This is a genomic window from Sedimenticola hydrogenitrophicus, from assembly GCF_029017505.1.
Lineage (GTDB): Bacteria > Pseudomonadota > Gammaproteobacteria > Chromatiales > Chromatiaceae > Sedimenticola > Sedimenticola hydrogenitrophicus_A.
In genome coordinates, this window is the sequence record NZ_JAQGEI010000058.1 from 1 (window position 1) to 19327 (window position 19327).

The window sequence follows — 19327 nt, forward strand, 5'->3', positions numbered from 1 at the left end:
GTCGTTCCTCCTCCACCCATCCTGCCGATCCCCCGATTCGTAGGAGCGCCTCTGGCGCGAAGGTGTTCGCGGCGAAGCCACTCCTACGGTGCATGGAACGACGTCAGGTCGACGGGTCGTTCCCTCTCCACCCGCTCCTACGGCGCTGCATCGCCGGCCGGTTGGCCGCACTGGATGCAGAAACGGTTGCCCGGAGCCAGCTCGGCGCCGCAGTGGATGCAGAACTTCTGCGGTGCGGTGGGTTGTGCCGCCCTGGGCGGTGACAGGCTCTTGCCGAGTTCCTCGATCAGCCGGTCGACGCCGTAATGGAAGTAGGGTTCGCCCGGGATGATAATGGCGTTGCGATAGGCCAGCGGTTGCAGGCTCTCCGGCAACTCGTCGGCATCAGGCATCCGGCTGTTCTTCACCAGCACCGGGATTACCGGGATGCCCTTGTTCAGGGCGGTCTCGATTTCGACCCGCAGCGGATCGCCGGCCAGCTCCAGGCGGCGTTCACCCTTTGCATTTTTCGCCTCCAGCCATTGGTTGCCGATGATCGCCACCAGCACGTTGCAGTGGTCGATGGTGTTGCCGATATGTTCGCGAAAATCGACCCCGGCGGGGATCGAGTCCACGTCGCGAAACACCGTCTCCTTGCCGAACTCGCCGTTCAGCCGGTCACAGATCCGGCCGGTGACCTCGCGACTGTCTTCGCGCCGATAGGAGACAAAGATACTGCCGGAATGCCTTTTTCGCGCCGCCGCGGCCTGCGGCCGGGCAACCGCATCGGCGGTGCGCTCCGGCGGGGGAGGCGGGCGCTCCCCGCTCTGTTCCACATAGAGATACTGGCTGGGCTTGACCACGGAGTTGATCGATTTCTCAATCCCCTTCAGGCTGAAGATCTCTTTCAGGTTCTCCGGTGAACGGTCACCGCAGCGCAGCGCCAGCTCCTGCTCTGGCTGCAGCAGGATGGACAGCGGCCGGCTTTTGTAGAAGTCCAGTTTGACCGCGATGAGATGGGGACCGGCAGGCACCATGAACTGTTTGGTCTGGCCCGACTTGATCTTGCCGATGGACCGGTTGTCCAGGGTGATGGTGAACTGGCGCAGCTGGTTGGAACTGGTCCGGCTACGCTGCAGCGTGATGGTGGCGGAGGTGTTGCTCATCGACTCACCTGTTGCGTCCGGCTACAGGTCGCCGCTGATGATCAGATAGAAGACCATGATGGCGATACTGGCGTAGAGCCAGAGTTTGCCGGCATCCTTCTTCGCCTCCGACTCGCCCTGCACCAGGTAGATGATGCCCATGGCCAGGCCGATGAACGGAATGAACAGGGTGGCCACCAGGATGCCGTACTTCAGGCCATTCGGGACTGTTCCCTGCGGCTCGGCGCCAAGCTCGACCACCGGGCTCCCCACGTGCCCGCCACCGGCCGGGCTGGCCAGCGGATGGCGGCAGTTGCCACAGAAGCGGGCGTTGTCTGGGTTCTCTGTTCCGCACTCCGGACAAAACATGTTGCGCCTCTCCCTGTTGATTGATGGAGTGATCGCTCCATCCACCCGGCCCCGAAGCTCGACATCCGTGGGGCCAACCTGCCGTGCGCCGGCAGTTAAAATTGTAGACCACCGGACCCGTCGCGGCAGGCGGCGTGGCCAAAGGGCGTCCGACTCTACTCAGGACGTAGGATGCGGTGAGTGAAACGAACCGCATCAAGGGGTGCTGTAGTTTCCGATGCGGCTTGGTGCGGTTCGCGGGCTCACCGGCACCCTACGTCCGGAAAGTGGGCCGAAGGGGTGGCCCAATGCTTCCCTTTGATTGCGAGGCCGGTTCCCCGGTCTAACGGTTCTGTTCGGCACGTTGCGGCAGCACGCCTGGGCCAAAGGCGCTTGACTATACTCAGCTTGTAAATCGGCGGCTAGACGTCGGGTCCGGTTCCCGGCACAGGGAGATTGCCTCACCATGGACAAACGCAAGGAGATCAATTCAGCACTGGTGGGCCGGGCGCGGGCGGTCCTGCGCGGCCAGGCGATGGAGGCAGGGGAGGTGGACCGGTTGGCCCGGGAGCTGATCGCGGCCGATCTCCACTACTGGGCACGGCGCCTGTTGCTGAAGGTGCTGGCGCGCGGCGATATTGAGCGCGCTGCGCGCATCCGCCTGGTGCAGGGTTTGGCCCTGGCCACCTACAAGGACCACAGCCTGTTGCAGCTGCAGGCGTTTGACCGGGCGCTGGAGTTGCTGGCAGCGGAATTCGATCTCCCCACCACCCGGGACCAGGAGACCCTCGGCCTGGTCGGTGCACTCTACAAGCGGCGCTGGCGGATCGACAGCCGCCGCCAGTGGCTGGAGCAGTCGCTGCACTACTACCGGCGCGGCTTCGAATGCGGGGTGGCCGGCGATGGAGGTTACACGGCGATCAACGCCGCCTATATCCAGGATGTGCTGGCCTGGCTGGAGGCCAGCAGCCACCAAGCCAACACCGCCATCGACAGCGCCCGGGCGCGGCACGACGACGCCCTGGCGATACGACGCCAGGTGATCGATGCCCTGGCCGAGCGCCTGCCGTCCCCCGCCCAGGTGACCACGGAGGATTACTGGTTGCTGGCGACCCTGGCGGAGGCACACCTTGGGGTGGGTGACAGCGAACGTGCCGACAGCCTGCTGGCACAGGCCGCCCGGCTGCACGGGGTGCCGGACTGGTGGCGCAAAAGCACGGTGGAGCAACTGGTCCACCTGGTCCAGGTGCAAACGCCGCTGGAGGATCCCGATGCCATCCGCGACACGCCCGCGTGGCGGGCGCTCATCCCGCTGCTCGGCGAGTCGTCCGCCCGGGCGGCCCACACCCTGGCTGCGGGCAAGGTGGGGCTGGCCCTCTCCGGCGGCGGTTTCCGCGCCTCGTTTTATCATCTGGGGGTGCTGGCGCGACTGGCCGAGCTGGACATGCTGCGCCACCTGGAGGTGCTCTCCTGTGTCTCCGGCGGCTCCATCGTCGGCGCCCACTACTACCTGGAGCTGCGCCGGCTGCTGCAGTTCACCCGGCATCGGAACGATCCGGCCCGGCGCGGCCTGGGCGATGCCGAGATCAGCCAGCGCGATTACCTCGACCTGGTGGACAAGCTGATCGATGATTTCCTCGACGGGGTGCAGAAGAATCTGCGCATGCGGGTGCTGGCCAATCCCCTGGCCAATCTCAAGATGCTGTTCCTGCCCACCTACTCGCGCACCGAGTATCTGGGTGAGTTGTATGAGCAGCATCTCTACAGCCGGGTCGATGACGACGGTTCGCCGCGGCGCTATCTGGACGAGTTGGCCATCCGGCCGCCGGACGAGGCCGAGGGTTTCCGTCCCGGCGATGTCAACTGGCGGCGCTGCCACAAGATCCCCCAATTGGTGCTCAACGCCACCACCCTCAATACCGGCCATCTGTGGCAGTTCACCGTCAGCTGGATGGGCGAGTCGCCCAACATCGTCAACCGGGAATTCGACAAGAACCCGCGCCTGCGCCGGCTCTATTACCAGGAGGCGCCGGAGCCGCGCTATCGCCACTTCCGGCTTGGCCACGCGGTGGCGGCCTCCTCCTGCGTACCCGGCCTGTTCGAGCCGCTGGAACTGCCGCGGCTGTATGCGCGGAGCAATATCCGCCTGGTGGATGGCGGGGTGTATGACAATCTGGGGGTGGCCGCACTCACCGAGCAGGACTGCGCGGTGATGATCATCAGCGATGCCAGCGGCCAGCTGAGCGCCGACGATGATCCCGCCGGCGGAATCCTGGGGCCGGTGTTGCGCAGCATGTCGGTGATGATGGGGCGGATACGCGGCAGCGAATACGAGGATCTGCACGCCCGCAAGGAGAGTGTGTTGCTGAAGGGCATGACCTATGTGCACCTGACCCAGGGGCTGGAGGGGCGGGAGCTCGACTGGAAGGGGAGCGGGGTGCCGGCGGATCCCGCCGCGACGGCGCCGGTTACCCGTTACGGCATCCGCAAAGAGGTACAGCAACGTCTGGCCATGATGCGCACCGACCTGGATTCGTTCACCGACGTGGAGGCGTTTGCGCTGATGAACAGCGGTTACCACGCCATGTCCGCGGCGGCCGGCGAGTTGCGCGCGTTTCCCCTGGCGCGGGATGTCACCCGCCCCTGGCCGTTCCGCGAACTGGACGCGGCCATGCAATCGATCAACGCATCCGGCAACGGCCTCGGTGCCGCCGCGCTTGACCGGCACCTGGCGGTCTCGCACCTGAAGTTTTTCAAGGTGTGGCACCTCAGTGCCGCGCTCAAGACGCTGGCGGTTGCGCTGGCCCTGTTGCTGCTGGGCGGTGTCGGCTACTGGTTCATCGACGGACTGCTCAGCCATCCGCAACTGAGCCTGATGGAGACGGCGCCGATGCGGGCGCTGTGGGGCTGGCTGGTCAACGCCCTCACCCTGCGGAACCTGGCCGGCGGTGGCGTGCTGTTGCTGGTCGGCTACCTGGTCCTGGCGCTGTTCGGGCAGCATTTCGGTAAACGTATCATGCAGTTTTTCCGCCTGCGTTCGATCCTGCAGCGGGCCGCCATCGGCGTGGGTATCGGCCTGATCGGATGGATACTTCCCCTCCTGCACCTGGCGCTGTTCGACCGCCTGTTCCTGCGCCTGGGACGGCTGCGTTCAGCGCCGCGCAAGGGCGCTGTCATGACATCAGTAGACGGAACTCCCTGAACCAGCGGGCCAGGCGCTCGTGGTAGTGATGGGCGGCATATTGCGGGCCATTGTAGAAGCGCGCCACCTGATGAAAGTCCGCTTCGGCGGGGTCGCGCTTGCGGGTCTGGGCCTGTTTCGGTTTCAGGAAGCGGGCCACATAGGCCACCTGTTCATCCAGCGGTGCGGTGAACAGCGTGCCGGCATCGGGCGCGCCCACGGCGCGGTAATTGCTGCCAATGATCTGACCCAGCCCCAGGCTCATCGAGCGCATGCGCAGCTCCGCCAGGTCGCCATCCGGATGGGCGCGATTGAGCCGGGAGAGGTAGTGCTGTTCGAAGCGCGGGCGGATGATCCCCGCCGTCTCCTGGCGGATGATGGAGAGTACCCACTCGGATCTCACCTCAACGCCTTCGGTGTCCCGCAGGCGACGCGAGGCGGACTCGGCCGCGGCGCCGTAGCGCTCCAGGATCGCCCGGCAATCGAGGAAGCGGTTCTGCTGCAGGGCGTTGAGATGGAAGATGGCCAGCTCGAAATCACCCGCCATGATCCGCTGCTGTTCGCAGCGCCGGATCGCCTCCTGCAGCATCGCCCGCAATGTGGCCTGGTCGAGGGTGGCGTCGGGGATGCTGTCGATCAGGCGGCGGGCGCTGTTCCACTGGCAGGGATAACACAAGTCAACGCGGGAGATCTCTCCGCTGAGACGATGCTCGTATTTGAACTGGGCGATGCCCCGGTTGGTGCCACGGCCGAAGTCACCGTCGATCAGGAAGGCGCCGCTGGCCGCGGTGGAGTAACCGAGAAAGATCATCAGCCGTTGCAGCGCGCCGATGGCCGACTCGCCGGCCGATTGCCGGGTCAGTCGAACGTCGGCGACAAGGAACTGCGCCAGCGCGGCGCGCCAGGCGCTGCCGTCATCTTCGGGGTGGGTGAGGATCCGCTGGATGCGGGGGTCATTGATCAGGGTGACAAAATCCATTTTGCAAGTCCGGTCTGCACGGCAGTACAGGGGAAAGTATGGCACAGCCGGGCAGGCTGCATGGCGTGCAGGCGGGGGTAGTCAGCTATTCGGCGTCAGCGGGCGCGTACATGGCGTGAAACCGCTCCGCCGCCATGCAGTAGCCATCGGTTTCGTCGGCCTGGTTGAACACCAGGTAGTCCCCCGCCGCGTAGTGTGACTCGCCTTCCCGGGTGGGTAGCGTACCGGCGCTCTGCGCCCGGCGTGCCCACACCGGCGTGGTCTTGATATAACGGCCGGGGGCGATCTCCCGGTAGGTGCGGGCAAACACATCGGCGGCGACGGTATAGACGTCGCCCCGGTTGTCGACCAGCCAGTCGCCCCCCCGACCCCATTGCTCGGCCCCCCATTTGCGATAACGGAGACCCTCGGTGTCCAGCTCCAGGCGGATGGCGGTGACCGCCTGGTCGGGACGTTTGCGATAGCGGCGAAGGGTGGTCATAGACTCAATTTGGATCATGCCGGGGTCGGAGTCAAGCCGCTCGACCCGGAGCGCTTTTCCACGGTGATGCAGTCTGTTGGTATATGATTTCGATCATACGTGCGGCCGGTTCCCCGCTCCTAGAATGGTGCCTTTCCAGAGATCTCGTGAGGCGTCCCATGTCCAGTCCATACCGCTTGGCAGTTGTCCTGTTCTCCCTTCTGCTGGTTACCCCCGCCCACGCCGAGCCGGATGCCCGGGTGATGGTGGAACTGCCGGCGCCGATGAAGGCGCACATGCTGCAGAATATGCGCGGCCACCTGGTGGTGATCGACCGGCTGTTGCTGCAGCTGGCCGAGGGGCGGCTGGATGAGGCCGCCGAACTGGCCGAGGCGGAGCTGGGTATGAGCTCCCTGGACAAGCACGGGGCCAGCCATATCGCCCCGTTCTACCCGGAGGGGATGCGCCAGGCGGGCACCCGGATGCACGGGGCCGCCAGCCGTTTTTCCCGCACCGCCCAGGAGGGCGATGCGATGGCGGCGTACCAGGCGCTGCAACAGGTCACCGCGGCCTGTGTCGGCTGCCATGCGGGTTACCGGGTGCAATAAACGGGGGGCGGGATGCCATCGCCGCACTGTCCCCCCATTTTGTTGATGGGTTACGTCGTTCCTCCTCCAGCCATCCTACGTCCGCCATCGTAGGATGGGTTAACGGCGCACAGGCACGCCACTTCCAAACCGTGACAACGCCTAGGCGCCGTGTAACCCACCGATGCCGCAACCACCATTGAGGATTCGGCCGACCGGGTGAACCCACCCCGATCCCGACAAGCGTACTTTCTCCATGTTGTTACCCGCCGATTCCCTGTCTAGTATTGATCTGTAGTCCCCGCCCGATTCGAACCGCCCGTGCAGCATCGTCCGGTGGCCGGTTTGGGCAGGAGGGAGGAGTTGGCAAAATTGCGTCAGGTCGATACGCGGTTACAAGGAGAGAATAATGAAAACGCTCAGAGCCCCGCTGCTGCTTTTACTGTTGTTGGTTTCCAGCCTTGTCGTTGCACAGATGCAGCGTACCCCCGCGCCGCAGGAGGCGTCGGTCTACATCATTTCGCCGGCGGATGGCGAGACGGTACCGACCACGTTCAGCGTGATCTTTGGATTAAGGGGGATGGGGGTGGCGCCCGCCGGTACCGAGAAGGAGAGCACCGGTCACCACCACCTGATGGTGGACGGTGAGATGATGCCCGCTATGGATCAGCCCCTGAGCCAGGAGATCAAGCACTTCGGTGGCGGGCAGACCGAGGCCGAGCTCACCCTCAGTCCCGGCAAGCACACCCTGCAGCTGATTCTCGGTGACAAAGCGCACATTCCCCATGAACCGCCGGTGGTCTCCGACCCGATCACCATCACCGTGAAGTGATCCTCCCACACCGACGGCCAGGCTACCCGTGGACAGCGGCAGACTGGCCGTTCCTATCTGGCCGTAAACAACCGGGGTCAACAGCTCCCGCGCGGCTCCTGCCATATGTAGGGGCAGGCCCCCGTGCCTGCCTGGGTCGGAAGCGCTCGCGCGGACCCTGCGCCAGTTTGAAGCAGGCCGGGCCGCGAGCCATGTGGCCGCGCACAAATATTGTGCGCGGTGTCTGACGCCGTTTCCGAGATTCCTTACCAACTCGTTGTATTACCGGGTCTTTTAGGATTTGGCACAGGGCGTGCTGAGTGATCGGCAGCCAACCGCGCCCACGTGTCCTGTTGGTCCAGGGAGGGAGGAGGTAGAGCGAAGCAGGAAGCCAGAGCCGAGGGAGATGCGGGCGTGTTTGATCCATCACACTACTAATGAAAGGTTGATCCAATGAAGCTGAAAAAAATTTCCATCGCCTGCTGTTTCATGGTGGGTTCATACAGCGGTCTGGCCCTGGCCGAGGGTCCGATCAGCGGCAACGTGGCGTTGACTTCCGACTATGTCTGGCGGGGTACCTCGCAGACGGATAATGGACCGGCCATCCAGGGCGGCTTTGATTATGCCCATGCCAGCGGGTTCTATGTCGGGGTCTGGGGTTCCAATGTCGATTTCAAAAGCGATGCCAATGTGGAGCTGGATCTCTACGGCGGTTACAGCACCGAACTCGGCAATGGCCTCGGTGTCGACGTGGGCGTGATTCACTACGACTATCCCAGTGAGTCCAACCTCAACTTCGAGGAGGTCTATCTGGGTCTGAGTTACGACTTCCTCAGTGCCAAGGTCTCCCATGACCCGGACAACGACAACACCTACTGGGAGGCGGGGGCCGATTTCGCCCTGCCGCAGGATTTCAGTCTCGGGTTGCATGTCGGTTATACCGATCCGGATGCCGGCAATGAGGTGACGGACTGGAAAGTAGCGGTCGGCAAATCCGCCTTCGGGGTCGATTTCGAACTGGCCTATACCGATACCGACAGCGACAACAACTCCCTGGCCGATGGCCGGGGTATCTTCACCGTCTCGAAGAGTTTCTGATCCTTTCCAGACCGGGGGCGGTGTCCGCCGCCCCCGGGGTTAAACAGCCCTCGTCCAGCCTACCTCTGGTATCGATCATACCCCTCAGTGAATCTGCTCGTTCCGCAGGCGCTGGCCGAATGCCTCAGCCGCCAGCGGACGATCGAACAGGTATCCCTGGGCGAAGTCACAGCCCATCCGCTGCAGGCAGTCGCGCTGTGCCTCCTGCTCCACCCCTTCGGCCACCACCTGCATACCCAGGTCATGGGCGAGTGCGATGGTGTTGCGGACAATGGTGGCGCTGTGTGTCGAATCCGGCAGCTCGCGGACAAATGCCTGGTCGATTTTCAGCCGATCCACCCGCAGTTCGCGCAGCCGTATCAGGGACGAGTGGCCGGTCCCAAAGTCATCGATCGAGCAGCGGATGCCGCATTGGCGCAGCCATCGCATGGTGCGCCGTGCCCGCCGGGGCAGTGAGCCCATGGCCGATTCGGTCACCTCCAGTTCCAGCGCCTCGGGAGGTGTGTGGTGATGTGACAGTGTGTCATGCGCGCCGCGCAGCCAGCGCCTGTGTGTCAGCTGACGTGGCGAGACGTTTACTGCCAGGTAAAGACCGGCGTTGATCCGGCGCCAGTCGTTCAGCAGACGGCACGCCTCCTCCAGCACGAACTCGCCCAGCGGATGTATCAGGCCGGTCTCCTCGGCCAGGGGGATGAAAGTGGACGGCGGCACCATGCGCGCCTCGTCGCACCAGCGCGCCAGCACCTCTCCACCGACCGTCCGCCCGCTGCACAGCTCGATGATGGGCTGGATCTGCACCGAGAGCCGCCGCTCCTCTATCGCCCGATGCAGGCGCGTCACCAGCCGGGGCGCCGACTCAAGTTGTGCACGCTCCATGGCATGGCTGTAGACGGCATAACCGGCGCTGCTGTTCTTGGCCTGATACATGGCATGGTCGGCGTAGCGCAACAGGGTATCCGCATCCCGGGCATGCTCGGGAAACTGGGCAATGCCGATGCTGGCCGATACATAGAGGTCGCTCGTACCGATGTGGCACGGTTCTTCGAATGCCTGTCGGACCTTGCGCGCCACGCGTTCAGGCAGCAGCTGCTCTTTTACCGCCGCCACGGCCGGCGTGGAGAGCACGATGATGAACTCGTCACCTCCCTGGCGCGCCAGCAAATCCTCCTCGCGCAGTATATTTCGCAGCCGCCGCGCCACCTCCACCAGCAGGGCATCGCCCACCGGATGTCCCAGCGAATCATTGATATGTTTGAAGCGGTCCAGGTCGAGAAACAGCACCGCCACCTTCGCGCCATGGTGATGGCGCCGTTCCTGCGCCAGCAGCAGCTGCAGGTGCTGCATCAGAAAGGCGCGGTTGGCCAGCCCGGTGAGACTGTCGTGAAACGCCAGGTGATGGATGCGCCGCTCATACTCCTTGCGCTGGCTGATATCGGTGAAGGCGATCACCGCCCCGGTGACGGCCCCCTCTTCCATGATAGGCGTCGAGTGGCACAGCACCGGGAAACGGCTGCCATCACGCCGGGTGAAGGTCTCCTCGCCCTGATAGGGCTCGGCCCGGCTGAATACGCCCAGCATCGGGCATTCATGTCGGGCCAGCGGGGCGCCGTCGGCACGCTGTCCGTGGAAGATGTCGTGGGCATTGCGGCCGATTAATTCGGCCTCGCGCCAACCGAGCAGCCGCTCCGCGGCCGGGTTCATGAACAGCAGATCGCCCTCGGCATCCACGCTGAAGAGTCCCTCCCCCAGGGTGTCGATTAGCTGGCGCTGGTAGTCATGGGCCTGTCGCAGGGCCTTTTCCATCTGGTGCTGCCCGGTGATGTCGCTATAGATACCGATGTACTGGTAGGTCGTGCCATCCGCATCCTTGATCGCCGAGATGGATAGACGCATCAATGCCAGTTCGCCGTTGCAGCACCGGTTCCACAGGCTACCGCGCCACTCCCCGGTGGTGTTGACGGATGCCCAGATGGCAGCGTAAAACGCGGCGTCGTGGCGCCCCGATTTGAACAGGCGTACCGGCTGGCCGATAAGTCCGTCCGCGGAATAGCCGGTGATTTCGCTGATGGCGGGGTTGACCGCCAGGATCACCCCGTCGGGATCGGTGACCAGGATACCCTCGCGGACGTGGTCGAATACCTCACGGGCGAGGCGGTGGCTCTGCTCCCGCTGTTGGATCAGGTCGACCAGGTGCTGGAAGCCGGAGGCCAGGCCGCCGGCGTGGTGGGGATCATCCATAACATGAATCGGTGCCTGGAGGTCATCCCGCAACTGCGCTATCGCCCGGGTGACGGACTGGATAGGCAGCAGGGTGCGACGTAGCTTGCGCCAGGCGATGACTGCCAGCAGCCCGGGAATGATCAGGCCGGCCAGTATCAGCCATGCGGGATTTTCAGGTAAGTCGGGCGTGCCCATTGCCACGGCCCAAGCGGGAATGGGGAGGCCTGAGAGCAGCGTCAGCGTGCCTGCCGACCGGATGAAAGCCACCTTGTTAACATCAATCATAGGGTGGTTATTATCTAACCACAGGGCTGCTCTCGGCCATTGGCCTGGCGCCTAGATGAAAATAAGAAATTGCTTATATTTCCGAGGTGCCGGAGTCAGTAAGAGGGCGCCAATATGCCCTGCCGCAACGCGATATGGACCAGCTGCACCAGGGTGCGGACTTCCAGTTTCTGCATGATGTGGGTCTGGTGCACGCTGACGGTTTTCGGGCTGATGCAGAGCAGTTGCCCAATCTCCATCGCCGAACGTCCGTCGGCCAGTAGCCGGAATACTTCGAACTCCCGTTGGGTGAGGCGTTCGAGCAGCCCGCCCTTGCGTCGCAGCATGCGCCCGGAGAGCTCGGGATCAAGAAACATCTGGCCCCGCTGCAGGCTCTGTATCGCCTCCAGCAGCATCCCCGGGGCGGATTTTTTGGTCAGGTAGCCCCGTACGCCGATCTCCAGGGCTCGGGCCAGCATCTCTTCATTGTCATGCACGCTGAACACCAGGATACAGGCTTCCGGGTCCTGGCCCAGCAGCCGTCGTGCCGTTTCCAGTCCGCCCATGCCCGGCATGATCAGGTCCATTACCACCAGGTCGGGTTTCAGTTCGGGGTAGATCCGGCAGGCCTGTTCGCCACTCTCCGCCTCGGCAACCAGCTCAATGGTGTTGTCCGTGCCCAGCAGGCGCCGGAAGCCGTGGCGTACAATAGGATGATCGTCGACCAGCAGTATCCTAACAGGAGGCATCAGCAGTTAACCGGTATTTAATACAGGCGATAGCATGACGTCAGCTGGAGAAAAAGTGTATTGGTATCATGCCTATGTAAGACTAAGGCCCTCCTTAGGTGGTTGGGTGATCCCAACAAGCGGGAGTCTGGGTCCGGAGTTTTGTAGGGTGGATAAGCCGGTAGGCGCATCCACCATCGCTACTCGTCAGGGTTGACCTACTTTATGGATTGCGCGTCTCTGAATGACAGGCGACTTGCCGACCGCCAAAACGGTGGGTTACGGTGCGCGCAAGGTGAAATGCAATCGGCAATCCCTTGCGCGGAGCGCACCTAACCCACCCTACATTCGCTAAGCGCCTCCTTGGGTGGTTGGGCCGTGGAGGTAGGGGTCGGAGTCAAGCCACACCATGGCAGAGTGAGAGGGTAAACGGTCGGGTGGCTTGACTCCGACCCCAGAAGGTTCAGGAACGAACAATACCGTGACGCAACGCCACATGCGCCAACTGCACCAGGGAACGCACCTCCAGCTTCTGCATGATATGGGTCTGGTGCACGCTGACGGTTTTCGGGCTGATACAGAACAGGGCCGCGATCTCACCCGGGGTTTTGCCCTCGGCCAGCAGGCGGAATACCTCGAATTCCCGCTGGGTCAGCCGCCCGATCAGGCCGCCGCCATAACGTATGGCTTTGCCCGCCAATTCGGGATCGATGTACATATGCCCCTGGGCCACCTTGCCGATCGCGTCCAGCAGGATCGCCGGGGCCGACTTTTTCGTCAGGTAGCCGAGCACCCCGACCTTGAGGGCACGCGCCAACATCTCCTCATTGTCATGCACGCTGAATACCAGGATCCTGGCCACCGGGTCACCGACGAGGATACGCCGCGCCGCTTCCAGTCCCCCCATGCCCGGCATGATCAGATCCATCACCACCACATCCGGCCGTTCCAGCTTGTAGAGCCGACAGGCCTCCTCACCGTCAGCGGCTTCACAGCAGAAGCGCAGTGTGCCGTCGGTACCCATAAGGCGACGAAAACCGGCACGGACGATGGGTTGGTCGTCCACCAGCATTACGGAGACAAGTTGATCGGTCATCTATCGCCTCCGGGTTGTTGCAACTCCAGAAGCGGCAGCTCGACAAGGATCGTCAGCCCCTCCCCCGGGGCGGAGGTCAGATTAAAGCGTCCGTTCAGCGCCAACGCCCGCTCCCGCATCCCCAACAGGCCGTAGCCGTGGCGCTTGCGCTCGGGATCAAGTCCGCAGCCGTCATCCCGGATCACCAGCTCCAGACGGTCGGTCGGCAACCGCCGCAGCTTCAGCTGTACCTGGCTGGCCTGGGCGTGTTTGGCCACATTGGTCAGCGCCTCCTGGACAATCCGGTAGGCGGTCAGGCGAACCTTGCAGGACAGCTCGCCGATCTCCTCCAGGTCGGCCTGCAGCGCTACCTCCGCATGCTGGCTGCTCCAGCGGCTGAAGACCATCTCGCGCAAAGCGGCGATCAGCCCCAGGTCATCGAGCAGTGCCGGGTGCAGGCGCTGCATGATACCGCTCACCACCTCATACACCTGATCGGCGACGCTGCTGATGGCACCGGCGCACTCGTCAATCACCGCGTTGTGCACGCCGTTCAGCCGGCGGATGGTGCGTGCCTCGGTGCGGATCGCGGTCAGGCTCTGGCCCAACTCGTCGTGCAGTTCGCGCGCCAGCTGGCCCCGCTCCTCCTCCTGAATATTGAGCGCCATGCGCGCCAGCCGCTGGTTCTCCTCGGCCAGTCGCAAAGCCCGCTCCTCCACCAGCTTGTGTTCGGTGACATCCGCACCGATCGACTGAAACTCGCAGATTTCGCCTTGATCGTTGAACAGGGCGCGGTCGACCCAGCGTTGCCAGCGCAGGGTTCCGTCGGGCAGTGTCACCGGGAACTCCACCTCCACCACGGGATTATCCAGGTATGGCTTGGGATCGATCCTGCCGTCGATGGTCATTTGGCCGTAGTGAAACAGTGACAGATTGCTGTTGCTCAGCAGCTTGTCGGCGGAGATGCCGAGATAGTTGCAGTAGTGTTCATTCACGTAGCTGATGCTGCCATCCGGTTTCCAGCGGCAGATCATTTCGGGGATGTCCTCCAGGATGGTGCGATAGAACAGCTCCCGTCCGCGTTGCGTGGCCACTTCGTCGTGCAAGGAGAGAATGCGCTTCTCCTGCAGGTCATGGCTGTCGGTCAGTTGTTTACGTGCCGCCACGACACTGCGCCATTGGCCGATGGCTAGCAGCAGGAGCGGCAAGGCCAGCGCCAGAGGCAGCCATGGGGCACTCTCGCTCGGATTGTGGCGCATCAGTAAAATCAGCTCAAGCAGGATCAGTGCGATGAGCGAGAACAACAGCCAAGGGCGTTCAGGGGACACCGGCGGTCATTCCAGCTCGGGACCGGGCCGCCCGATGGCGTAGCCCTGGGCATAGCCGATACCCGCGTTTCTCACCTCGGTCAGTACCTCGTCCGATTCGACGAACTCGGCCACGGTGCGGATGCCCAGCTCCTGGGCCATGGCCGAGATGTGGCGCACGAATATCTGGTCATGCCGGTCGTGCATCAGATTGACAATGAACTCGCCGTCGATCTTCACAAAGTCGATCGGGAAGTGCTTGAGATAGTGGAACGAGGAGAAACCGGAGCCGAAGTCATCGATGGCGAACTGGAAGCCGCGCAGTTTCAGTTCGCTGACAAAGCGTTGCAGCAGGGTCAGATTGCGCACCGTTTCGCGCTCGGTGATTTCGAACACGATCTGTTCCGGCCTGATGCCGTGGTGGTCGACCAGGCGCATCACCTCGGGGACGAATTCCGACAGAATCAGCGCCTTGGGTGACAGATTGACAAACAGCAGGCCGCTGTAGCCCTGGTGGCTGACCCGCTCGAAGGCGCGGTCCATGATCTGGTAGTCGATCTGATGCACCACCCCCATGCGTTCCGCGACTTCGATGAACTCACCGGCGACAATGATTTCGCCCTCCTCGCCCAGCATGCGGCTGAGCACCTCGAAGGCAAACTCGCCGGCATCAGGACTGGCCACAATGGGTTGAAAGTAAGGGATGAAACGCTTGTTCTCCAGGGCGGCAAGAATGGTAAAGCTCTGCGCACCGATCGCCCGATAGACCTCCGCGACCTCTTCACTGCCGGCCAGTTTGACCCGGTTTTTCCCGCCTTGTTTGGCCCGGTACATCATGTTGTCGGCAATCATGAACAGATCGCGGGACGGTTCGGCGTGATCGGGATAGAGGGCGATGCCGATGGAGATGGTGGCGTGCACCGGCTGGCCGTCGTCGGCGGCTATCGCCAGTTTTCTGGACTCCTCCACTAGCCGCAGGGCGACGCTGTAGGCCTGGTTTTCCGGGGTATCGGCCAGCAGCACCACGAACTCGTCACCGCCGTAGCGCGCCACCAGGTCGCCCTGGCGGAAGTGGCGTTTGAGCAGGTCGGCGAAGGCCTGCAGAAACCGGTCGCCGAAGGCGTGGCCATAGTTGTCGTTGATGTTCTTGAAGTTGTCCAGGTCGATAACCAGCAGGCCCAGCCGCTCCGGTTTGCGCTCGCAGCGGCTGATCTCGTAGTCGATCAGCTCCCAGAACACCCGCTGATTATAGAGATCGGTCAGGGGATCGCGGGTGGCGTAGTACTCCAGCTCCTTGGTGTATTTGTAGATTGCCTTGACCGAGCCGACCACGTTGAGCAGGGTCGAGAGGATGCTCTCGGCCACCAGCAGGCGTATCGGATCCCTGCCCAGTCCGGCCTGTACCCCGATGCCGACGATACCGCCGATTTTCGGCATGTCGACGAACAGGCTTTTGCTCTGCAGTTCGATATCCTCATTGGCCAGGTAGGTCAGTTCGCGGCTGGGATCGGCCACGTTGTGTTTCACCTCGATGGCAGCCGCCCCCCGGAAGTAGGGGTGGCGTTGCAGTACCGCGCGGACATTGCGTTCCAGTACCTGTTGCACATGGGGTGCCGGCTGGTTGCGCCAGAACACTTCGAGATCGAAGGTCTCCTCCTCCACCTTGAATACGGTGAACAGCATGTAGGCCTCCAGCACCTCGTTGATCTCGGTGAGCAGCTGGCAGACATACTCGCGCCAGTCCCGCACCACCTCCGAGGTAATGATGAAGCGCTCCATCAGCCGCATTTCGAATTCGAGCAGCTCCCTGTCCACAGCCACCGCGCGCAGCCGGGTGGCCAGCTCGTTGAACTCATCCTGGATCTCATCCAGCTCGCGGAACTCGGCCGGTTCGTATTGCAGATCGAAACGCGCCAGGTCGGAGACCTTGTTCACCTTTCTGACGCAGTCGCGCACGCGTCCCAGTGACCGGTCGACGCGCCGGTGGATCAACAGCGCCACCAGGAGGGCACCCGCCAGCATCAAGGGGACAATCAGGGAGAGCGAAGTGATGAATTGGGAGCGGGCCTGATTCAACACCGGCCGCAGGTTCTGGCGCAGGTCGATGACCCCGAGGACATCCCCTGCACTGGCATTCTTGTGGCAGACCAGGCACTCCTCGCGTGCTGTCAGGGGTTGTACATGGCGCAGCCCCTCGTCATTTTCCGTCACCAGTCGCTGTCCCTGCTCGAAGACCTGACGGATAATCGGATCGGGATCGGGTTGTTCAATCGTGCCGAAGCGCGCCTCCACAATGGCGCCGCGGTAGATCTCCAGGGAGTAGGGTGTATCCTGGAAGCGCTGGCGCATCGCCTCGATGAACTCCTCCAGCTCCTCCCGGTTCCAGCCACGGCGCATGACCTGAAACATGCTGTCGAATGTCTGGCCGGCAAGGATGCCGGAGACCGTGCGGGCATCACTGCGTACGCTGCGATCGTACACTTCGCTCACCACCAGATAGGCGCCAAGAAACAGGACCAGTGCACCCGCCAGCGCCGCGACCAGCATGAAACTTTTGATCGTGTGGAGTTTTAGCATCCTGCGCATCTATCGCTGATCCTCAATTACCGGTCCAGTCCCGGGAATCTTTCGGCCAAGCCAGACAGGCTCCTGGCATCGCGGCCGTGGCCGAACCCGGTCCACATTACTTTGTTTCTCTCTGAAGCACTACAAAGAGTGGGCTTATAGGTCCATAAAATCAGCCGGGATTTTTTTCAGCCTGGCCTGGTAACCATCATGTCGTCAGCCGGTGCTTGAAGAAAAACGGCACTCTTATCCGAATGGCACTTAGTTAAGCCGGGATACACCTGTTTCCGTCATTCCGGCGCAAGCCGGAGGAGTGGTACAGGGATGTACCGTTTACGGAGCCGAGGATGCCATGCACCGTTTATGGACCTAAGGATGGAATCCAGGAAAACCGCCTCCACCGAGCCGCCTGGATCCCGGCATTCGCCGGGATGACGGTGGTTCTGGGCTTAACTAAGTAGCATTCCACTCTTATCCTTGTTATCCAGAGTGTCGGCCACGGCCGCTGATTACTTTAATGCCGATTGGTGGCGGCCTGGGATGTGCCGGAAACCATGGCAAACAGGTGTAGTGACCGCGGCCCACTGCTACTATCCTTGGCGAAGTGGCTTAGCGAAGGAGGTTACGGATGAAACCGAGAATCAGCATGATCACCCTGGGTGTCCGGGATCTGCAGGCGTCGGTACGGTTCTATGAGCAGGGGCTGGGCCTGCCGCGCATGGAGTCGCCGCCGGAGGTGGCGTTCTTTACACTGAACGGCAGCTGGCTCGCGCTGTTCGGGCGCGAGGCGCTGGCCGAGGATGCCCAGGTTTCGCCGGAGGGCAGTGGATTCGCCGGCTTCGCCCTGGCGCACAACGTGGAGAGCGAGGCCGAGGTGGATCAACTGCTGGCACAGGCGGTGGCCGCCGGAGCGACCCTGGCGAAACCGGGGCAGAAGGTTTCCTGGGGCGGCTATTCGGGTTACTTTAAGGACCCCGACGGCCACCTCTGGGAGATCGCCCACAATCCGTTCTTCTGGGCCGGGCCGAGGGACTGATGGGTCTCCTCCAGGGGTCGGAGTCAAACCGCCCGCAGGTGGTGACTTTTACAGCGAACTTGGGGCGGTTTGACTCCGACCCCTCACGTAGCGCGACCCCTCGTGGACCGGCATGAAAACACCCCCGCGAACAGGAAAACCGATGCAGCAGAGTGAATTTGTTACCACCGGTGTCTATCCGGAGATGATCTGGTTCGAGGACTTCGCCGTCGGCCAGGTGTTCGAGTATGGCGACTGGGTGATGCGCCGTGACCAGATGATCGCCTTTGCCACCCTGTATGACCCGGAGCCGTTCCACCTGGACGAGGCGGCGGCGGTGGCCCAGGGGTGGGGCGGTCTGATCGCCTCGGGTCCGCAGGTGGCGGCGATCTGGCGACGCCTCAGCAAGGAGGCGTTTCCCAACGCCGAAACGGTGATCTCGCCCGGTTGGGACAATATCCGCTGGTTGAAGCCAGTGTTCGCCGGTGACCGGCTTTCGGCCCGCACCGAGATCGCCGAGGCCCGGGAGCTGGGCAGTCGTCCGGGCGAGGGTATGCTCAAACTGCGGAATGAGATCCGTCGCCAGGGCGGCGAGCTGGTGGCCACCCTCAGCTCCACCTGGTTTGTGCGGCGGCGTCCCGGCTGGGCGGAACGAGCTAACCACTCCGACTGACGGACAAGCGGCCTATACTTTTAGCTGAAAGGCTGTAGCGGTTGGATCGGAATCGGGAGTGACTTGACCATGTTGTCTCATGAAGAACTTGGCGCTGAGTCATTTGAGTCATTGATTCTTCGTTTACGTCAGGTGAACGCAGCCCCCCTGCGGCTGGAAAGTAGATGTAGGGTGGATAAGCCAGAGGCGCATGCCATCCTCAGGTCCGTAAACGGTACATCCATGTACCACTCCTCACCAGTGCTACGGTGGATGCGCCTACCGGCTTATCCACCCTACAAAAATATCACTTGCTCTTGCTTGATCCAGGTCCGCGTAGCAGGGCATTGTGCTCGCAAGGCCGTAATCGTCTTATTGTGTCTGTTGCTGGCGCTGGTCGGCTGTGCCTCGGTGCAGGAGCTGCGGGATCGGCGCATTGCCGAGAACCAGGCGTTGTTCGACTCATTCCCGGCGGAGATCCAGGAGCAGGTGCGTCAGGGGCAGGTCGAGGTCGGTTTTAACGCCGATATGGTGCGGCTCGCCTGGGGGCCGCCGGACCAGGTCTTCACCCGCACCAGCCGTGATCGGCATGCCACGGTGTGGGGCTATACCCGGGTCAGGCACTACCCCTACACGGACCGCATGAGCATCCCGGTCTATTTCCTCGACAGCGAGGGTCGGCGACACATCTCCTTTCACAGTGTCTGGATCAACTCGGAGACCCGTGAGGAGTACACGGTGGCGCGGGTCGAATTCGTCGCCGGGCGTGTCTCGGCCTTCGAACAGTTACAGACGGACGACGGGTACGGGTTCTAGGCATCGGTCGGACAAGCCCAACAGCACTGTAGGATGCTGGTGAGCTTGCGAACCGCATCATTCTCGGAAAGACTTGATGCGGTTCGTGTTACTCACC

Annotated in this window: 16 protein-coding genes; 7 read left to right on the forward strand and 9 right to left on the reverse strand. The window is 62.8% G+C overall.

Annotated features, from left to right (window positions below):
* Positions 1 to 137: 137 nt before the first annotated feature.
* A complete protein-coding gene (locus O9K64_RS22500) occupies positions 138 to 1145 on the reverse strand; it encodes a TIR domain-containing protein (RefSeq protein ID WP_275100365.1) in 1008 nt (335 codons plus the stop codon).
* Between the two features lie 21 nt (positions 1146 to 1166).
* Positions 1167 to 1493, reverse strand: a complete 327-nt coding sequence (locus O9K64_RS22505) for a zinc ribbon domain-containing protein (RefSeq protein WP_275100366.1) — start codon at positions 1491 to 1493, stop codon at positions 1167 to 1169.
* 445 nt (positions 1494 to 1938) lie between these two features.
* Here O9K64_RS22505 and O9K64_RS22510 point away from each other — a divergent pair, with 445 nt between their 5' ends.
* Positions 1939 to 4674: a tetratricopeptide repeat-containing protein gene (locus O9K64_RS22510; protein WP_275100367.1), complete on the forward strand. Its 2736-nt coding sequence runs from the start codon at positions 1939 to 1941 to the stop codon at positions 4672 to 4674.
* Here the strand turns inward: O9K64_RS22510 and O9K64_RS22515 are convergent.
* Both O9K64_RS22515 and O9K64_RS22520 read right to left on the reverse strand, forming a co-directional pair.
* Positions 4646 to 5632, reverse strand: coding sequence for an N-acetylmuramidase domain-containing protein (locus tag O9K64_RS22515; RefSeq protein ID WP_275100368.1), 987 nt, complete (start codon positions 5630 to 5632; stop codon positions 4646 to 4648). The genes O9K64_RS22510 and O9K64_RS22515 overlap by 29 nt on opposite strands.
* 85 nt (positions 5633 to 5717) lie before the next feature.
* Positions 5718 to 6113, reverse strand: a complete 396-nt coding sequence (locus tag O9K64_RS22520) for a hypothetical protein (protein WP_275100369.1) — start codon at positions 6111 to 6113, stop codon at positions 5718 to 5720.
* Between the two features lie 158 nt (positions 6114 to 6271).
* On the opposite strand from O9K64_RS22520, the gene O9K64_RS22525 reads away from it, so the two are divergent.
* The 3 genes from O9K64_RS22525 to O9K64_RS22535 all read left to right on the forward strand — a co-directional run bounded on the left by O9K64_RS22525 (position 6272) and on the right by O9K64_RS22535 (position 8588).
* Complete coding sequence (locus tag O9K64_RS22525) at positions 6272 to 6700, forward strand: cytochrome c (protein WP_275100370.1); 429 nt, start codon at positions 6272 to 6274, stop codon at positions 6698 to 6700.
* Between the two features lie 388 nt (positions 6701 to 7088).
* Positions 7089 to 7511: a DUF4399 domain-containing protein gene (locus O9K64_RS22530; RefSeq protein WP_275100371.1), complete on the forward strand. Its 423-nt coding sequence runs from the start codon at positions 7089 to 7091 to the stop codon at positions 7509 to 7511.
* 432 nt (positions 7512 to 7943) lie between these two features.
* Positions 7944 to 8588 carry a TorF family putative porin gene (locus O9K64_RS22535; RefSeq protein ID WP_275100372.1) on the forward strand — a complete coding sequence of 215 codons (645 nt, stop codon included), beginning with the start codon at positions 7944 to 7946 and terminating at the stop codon, positions 8586 to 8588.
* Between the two features lie 84 nt (positions 8589 to 8672).
* Here the strand turns inward: O9K64_RS22535 and O9K64_RS22540 are convergent, their stop codons facing one another.
* The 5 genes from O9K64_RS22540 to O9K64_RS22560 form a co-directional block, all read right to left on the reverse strand.
* A complete protein-coding gene (locus O9K64_RS22540) occupies positions 8673 to 11003 on the reverse strand; it encodes an EAL domain-containing protein (protein ID WP_275100373.1) in 2331 nt (776 codons plus the stop codon).
* A gap of 185 nt (positions 11004 to 11188) precedes the next feature.
* The gene (locus O9K64_RS22545) at positions 11189 to 11821 is read right to left on the reverse strand and encodes a response regulator (protein WP_275100374.1); all 633 of its coding nucleotides are present in this window, start codon (positions 11819 to 11821) and stop codon (positions 11189 to 11191) included.
* Positions 11822 to 12263: 442 nt separating this feature from the next.
* Complete coding sequence (locus tag O9K64_RS22550; RefSeq protein WP_275100375.1) at positions 12264 to 12896, reverse strand: response regulator; 633 nt, start codon at positions 12894 to 12896, stop codon at positions 12264 to 12266.
* Positions 12893 to 14203 carry an ATP-binding protein gene (locus O9K64_RS22555; RefSeq protein ID WP_275100376.1) on the reverse strand — a complete coding sequence of 437 codons (1311 nt, stop codon included), beginning with the start codon at positions 14201 to 14203 and terminating at the stop codon, positions 12893 to 12895. The genes O9K64_RS22550 and O9K64_RS22555 overlap by 4 nt, the downstream gene beginning before the upstream one ends.
* Before the next feature lie 6 nt (positions 14204 to 14209).
* Positions 14210 to 16768, reverse strand: coding sequence for a putative bifunctional diguanylate cyclase/phosphodiesterase (locus O9K64_RS22560; protein ID WP_275100377.1), 2559 nt, complete (start codon positions 16766 to 16768; stop codon positions 14210 to 14212).
* Between the two features lie 607 nt (positions 16769 to 17375).
* On the opposite strand from O9K64_RS22560, the gene O9K64_RS22565 reads away from it, so the two are divergent.
* The 3 genes from O9K64_RS22565 (at position 17376) to O9K64_RS22575 (ending at position 19230) form a co-directional block, all read left to right on the forward strand.
* Positions 17376 to 17783, forward strand: a complete 408-nt coding sequence (locus tag O9K64_RS22565; RefSeq protein ID WP_275100378.1) for a VOC family protein — start codon at positions 17376 to 17378, stop codon at positions 17781 to 17783.
* A 142-nt stretch (positions 17784 to 17925) separates the two neighbouring features.
* Entirely contained in the window at positions 17926 to 18435 is a 510-nt protein-coding gene (locus O9K64_RS22570) for a MaoC/PaaZ C-terminal domain-containing protein (protein ID WP_275100379.1), read from the forward strand.
* 354 nt (positions 18436 to 18789) lie between these two features.
* A complete protein-coding gene (locus tag O9K64_RS22575; RefSeq protein ID WP_275100380.1) occupies positions 18790 to 19230 on the forward strand; it encodes a hypothetical protein in 441 nt (146 codons plus the stop codon).
* Positions 19231 to 19327: the final 97 nt, after the last annotated feature.

What these genes read in the sequence shown, in the direction of transcription:
- O9K64_RS22510 (WP_275100367.1), top strand. Translation starts at nt 1,939, where the DNA reads ATGGACAAACGCAAGGAGATCAATTCAGCACTGGTGGGCCGGGCGCGG.
- O9K64_RS22525 (WP_275100370.1), top strand. Translation starts at nt 6,272, where the DNA reads ATGTCCAGTCCATACCGCTTGGCAGTTGTCCTGTTCTCCCTTCTGCTG.
- O9K64_RS22530 (WP_275100371.1), top strand. Translation starts at nt 7,089, where the DNA reads ATGAAAACGCTCAGAGCCCCGCTGCTGCTTTTACTGTTGTTGGTTTCC.
- O9K64_RS22535 (WP_275100372.1), top strand. Translation starts at nt 7,944, where the DNA reads ATGAAGCTGAAAAAAATTTCCATCGCCTGCTGTTTCATGGTGGGTTCA.
- O9K64_RS22540 (WP_275100373.1), bottom strand. Translation starts at nt 11,003, where the DNA reads ATGGGCACGCCCGACTTACCTGAAAATCCCGCATGGCTGATACTGGCC.
- O9K64_RS22570 (WP_275100379.1), top strand. Translation starts at nt 17,926, where the DNA reads ATGCAGCAGAGTGAATTTGTTACCACCGGTGTCTATCCGGAGATGATC.
- O9K64_RS22550 (WP_275100375.1), bottom strand. Translation starts at nt 12,896, where the DNA reads ATGACCGATCAACTTGTCTCCGTAATGCTGGTGGACGACCAACCCATC.
- O9K64_RS22515 (WP_275100368.1), bottom strand. Translation starts at nt 5,632, where the DNA reads ATGGATTTTGTCACCCTGATCAATGACCCCCGCATCCAGCGGATCCTC.
- O9K64_RS22505 (WP_275100366.1), bottom strand. Translation starts at nt 1,493, where the DNA reads ATGTTTTGTCCGGAGTGCGGAACAGAGAACCCAGACAACGCCCGCTTC.
- O9K64_RS22500 (WP_275100365.1), bottom strand. Translation starts at nt 1,145, where the DNA reads ATGAGCAACACCTCCGCCACCATCACGCTGCAGCGTAGCCGGACCAGT.
- O9K64_RS22560 (WP_275100377.1), bottom strand. Translation starts at nt 16,768, where the DNA reads ATGCGCAGGATGCTAAAACTCCACACGATCAAAAGTTTCATGCTGGTC.
- O9K64_RS22520 (WP_275100369.1), bottom strand. Translation starts at nt 6,113, where the DNA reads ATGACCACCCTTCGCCGCTATCGCAAACGTCCCGACCAGGCGGTCACC.
- O9K64_RS22545 (WP_275100374.1), bottom strand. Translation starts at nt 11,821, where the DNA reads ATGCCTCCTGTTAGGATACTGCTGGTCGACGATCATCCTATTGTACGC.
- O9K64_RS22565 (WP_275100378.1), top strand. Translation starts at nt 17,376, where the DNA reads ATGAAACCGAGAATCAGCATGATCACCCTGGGTGTCCGGGATCTGCAG.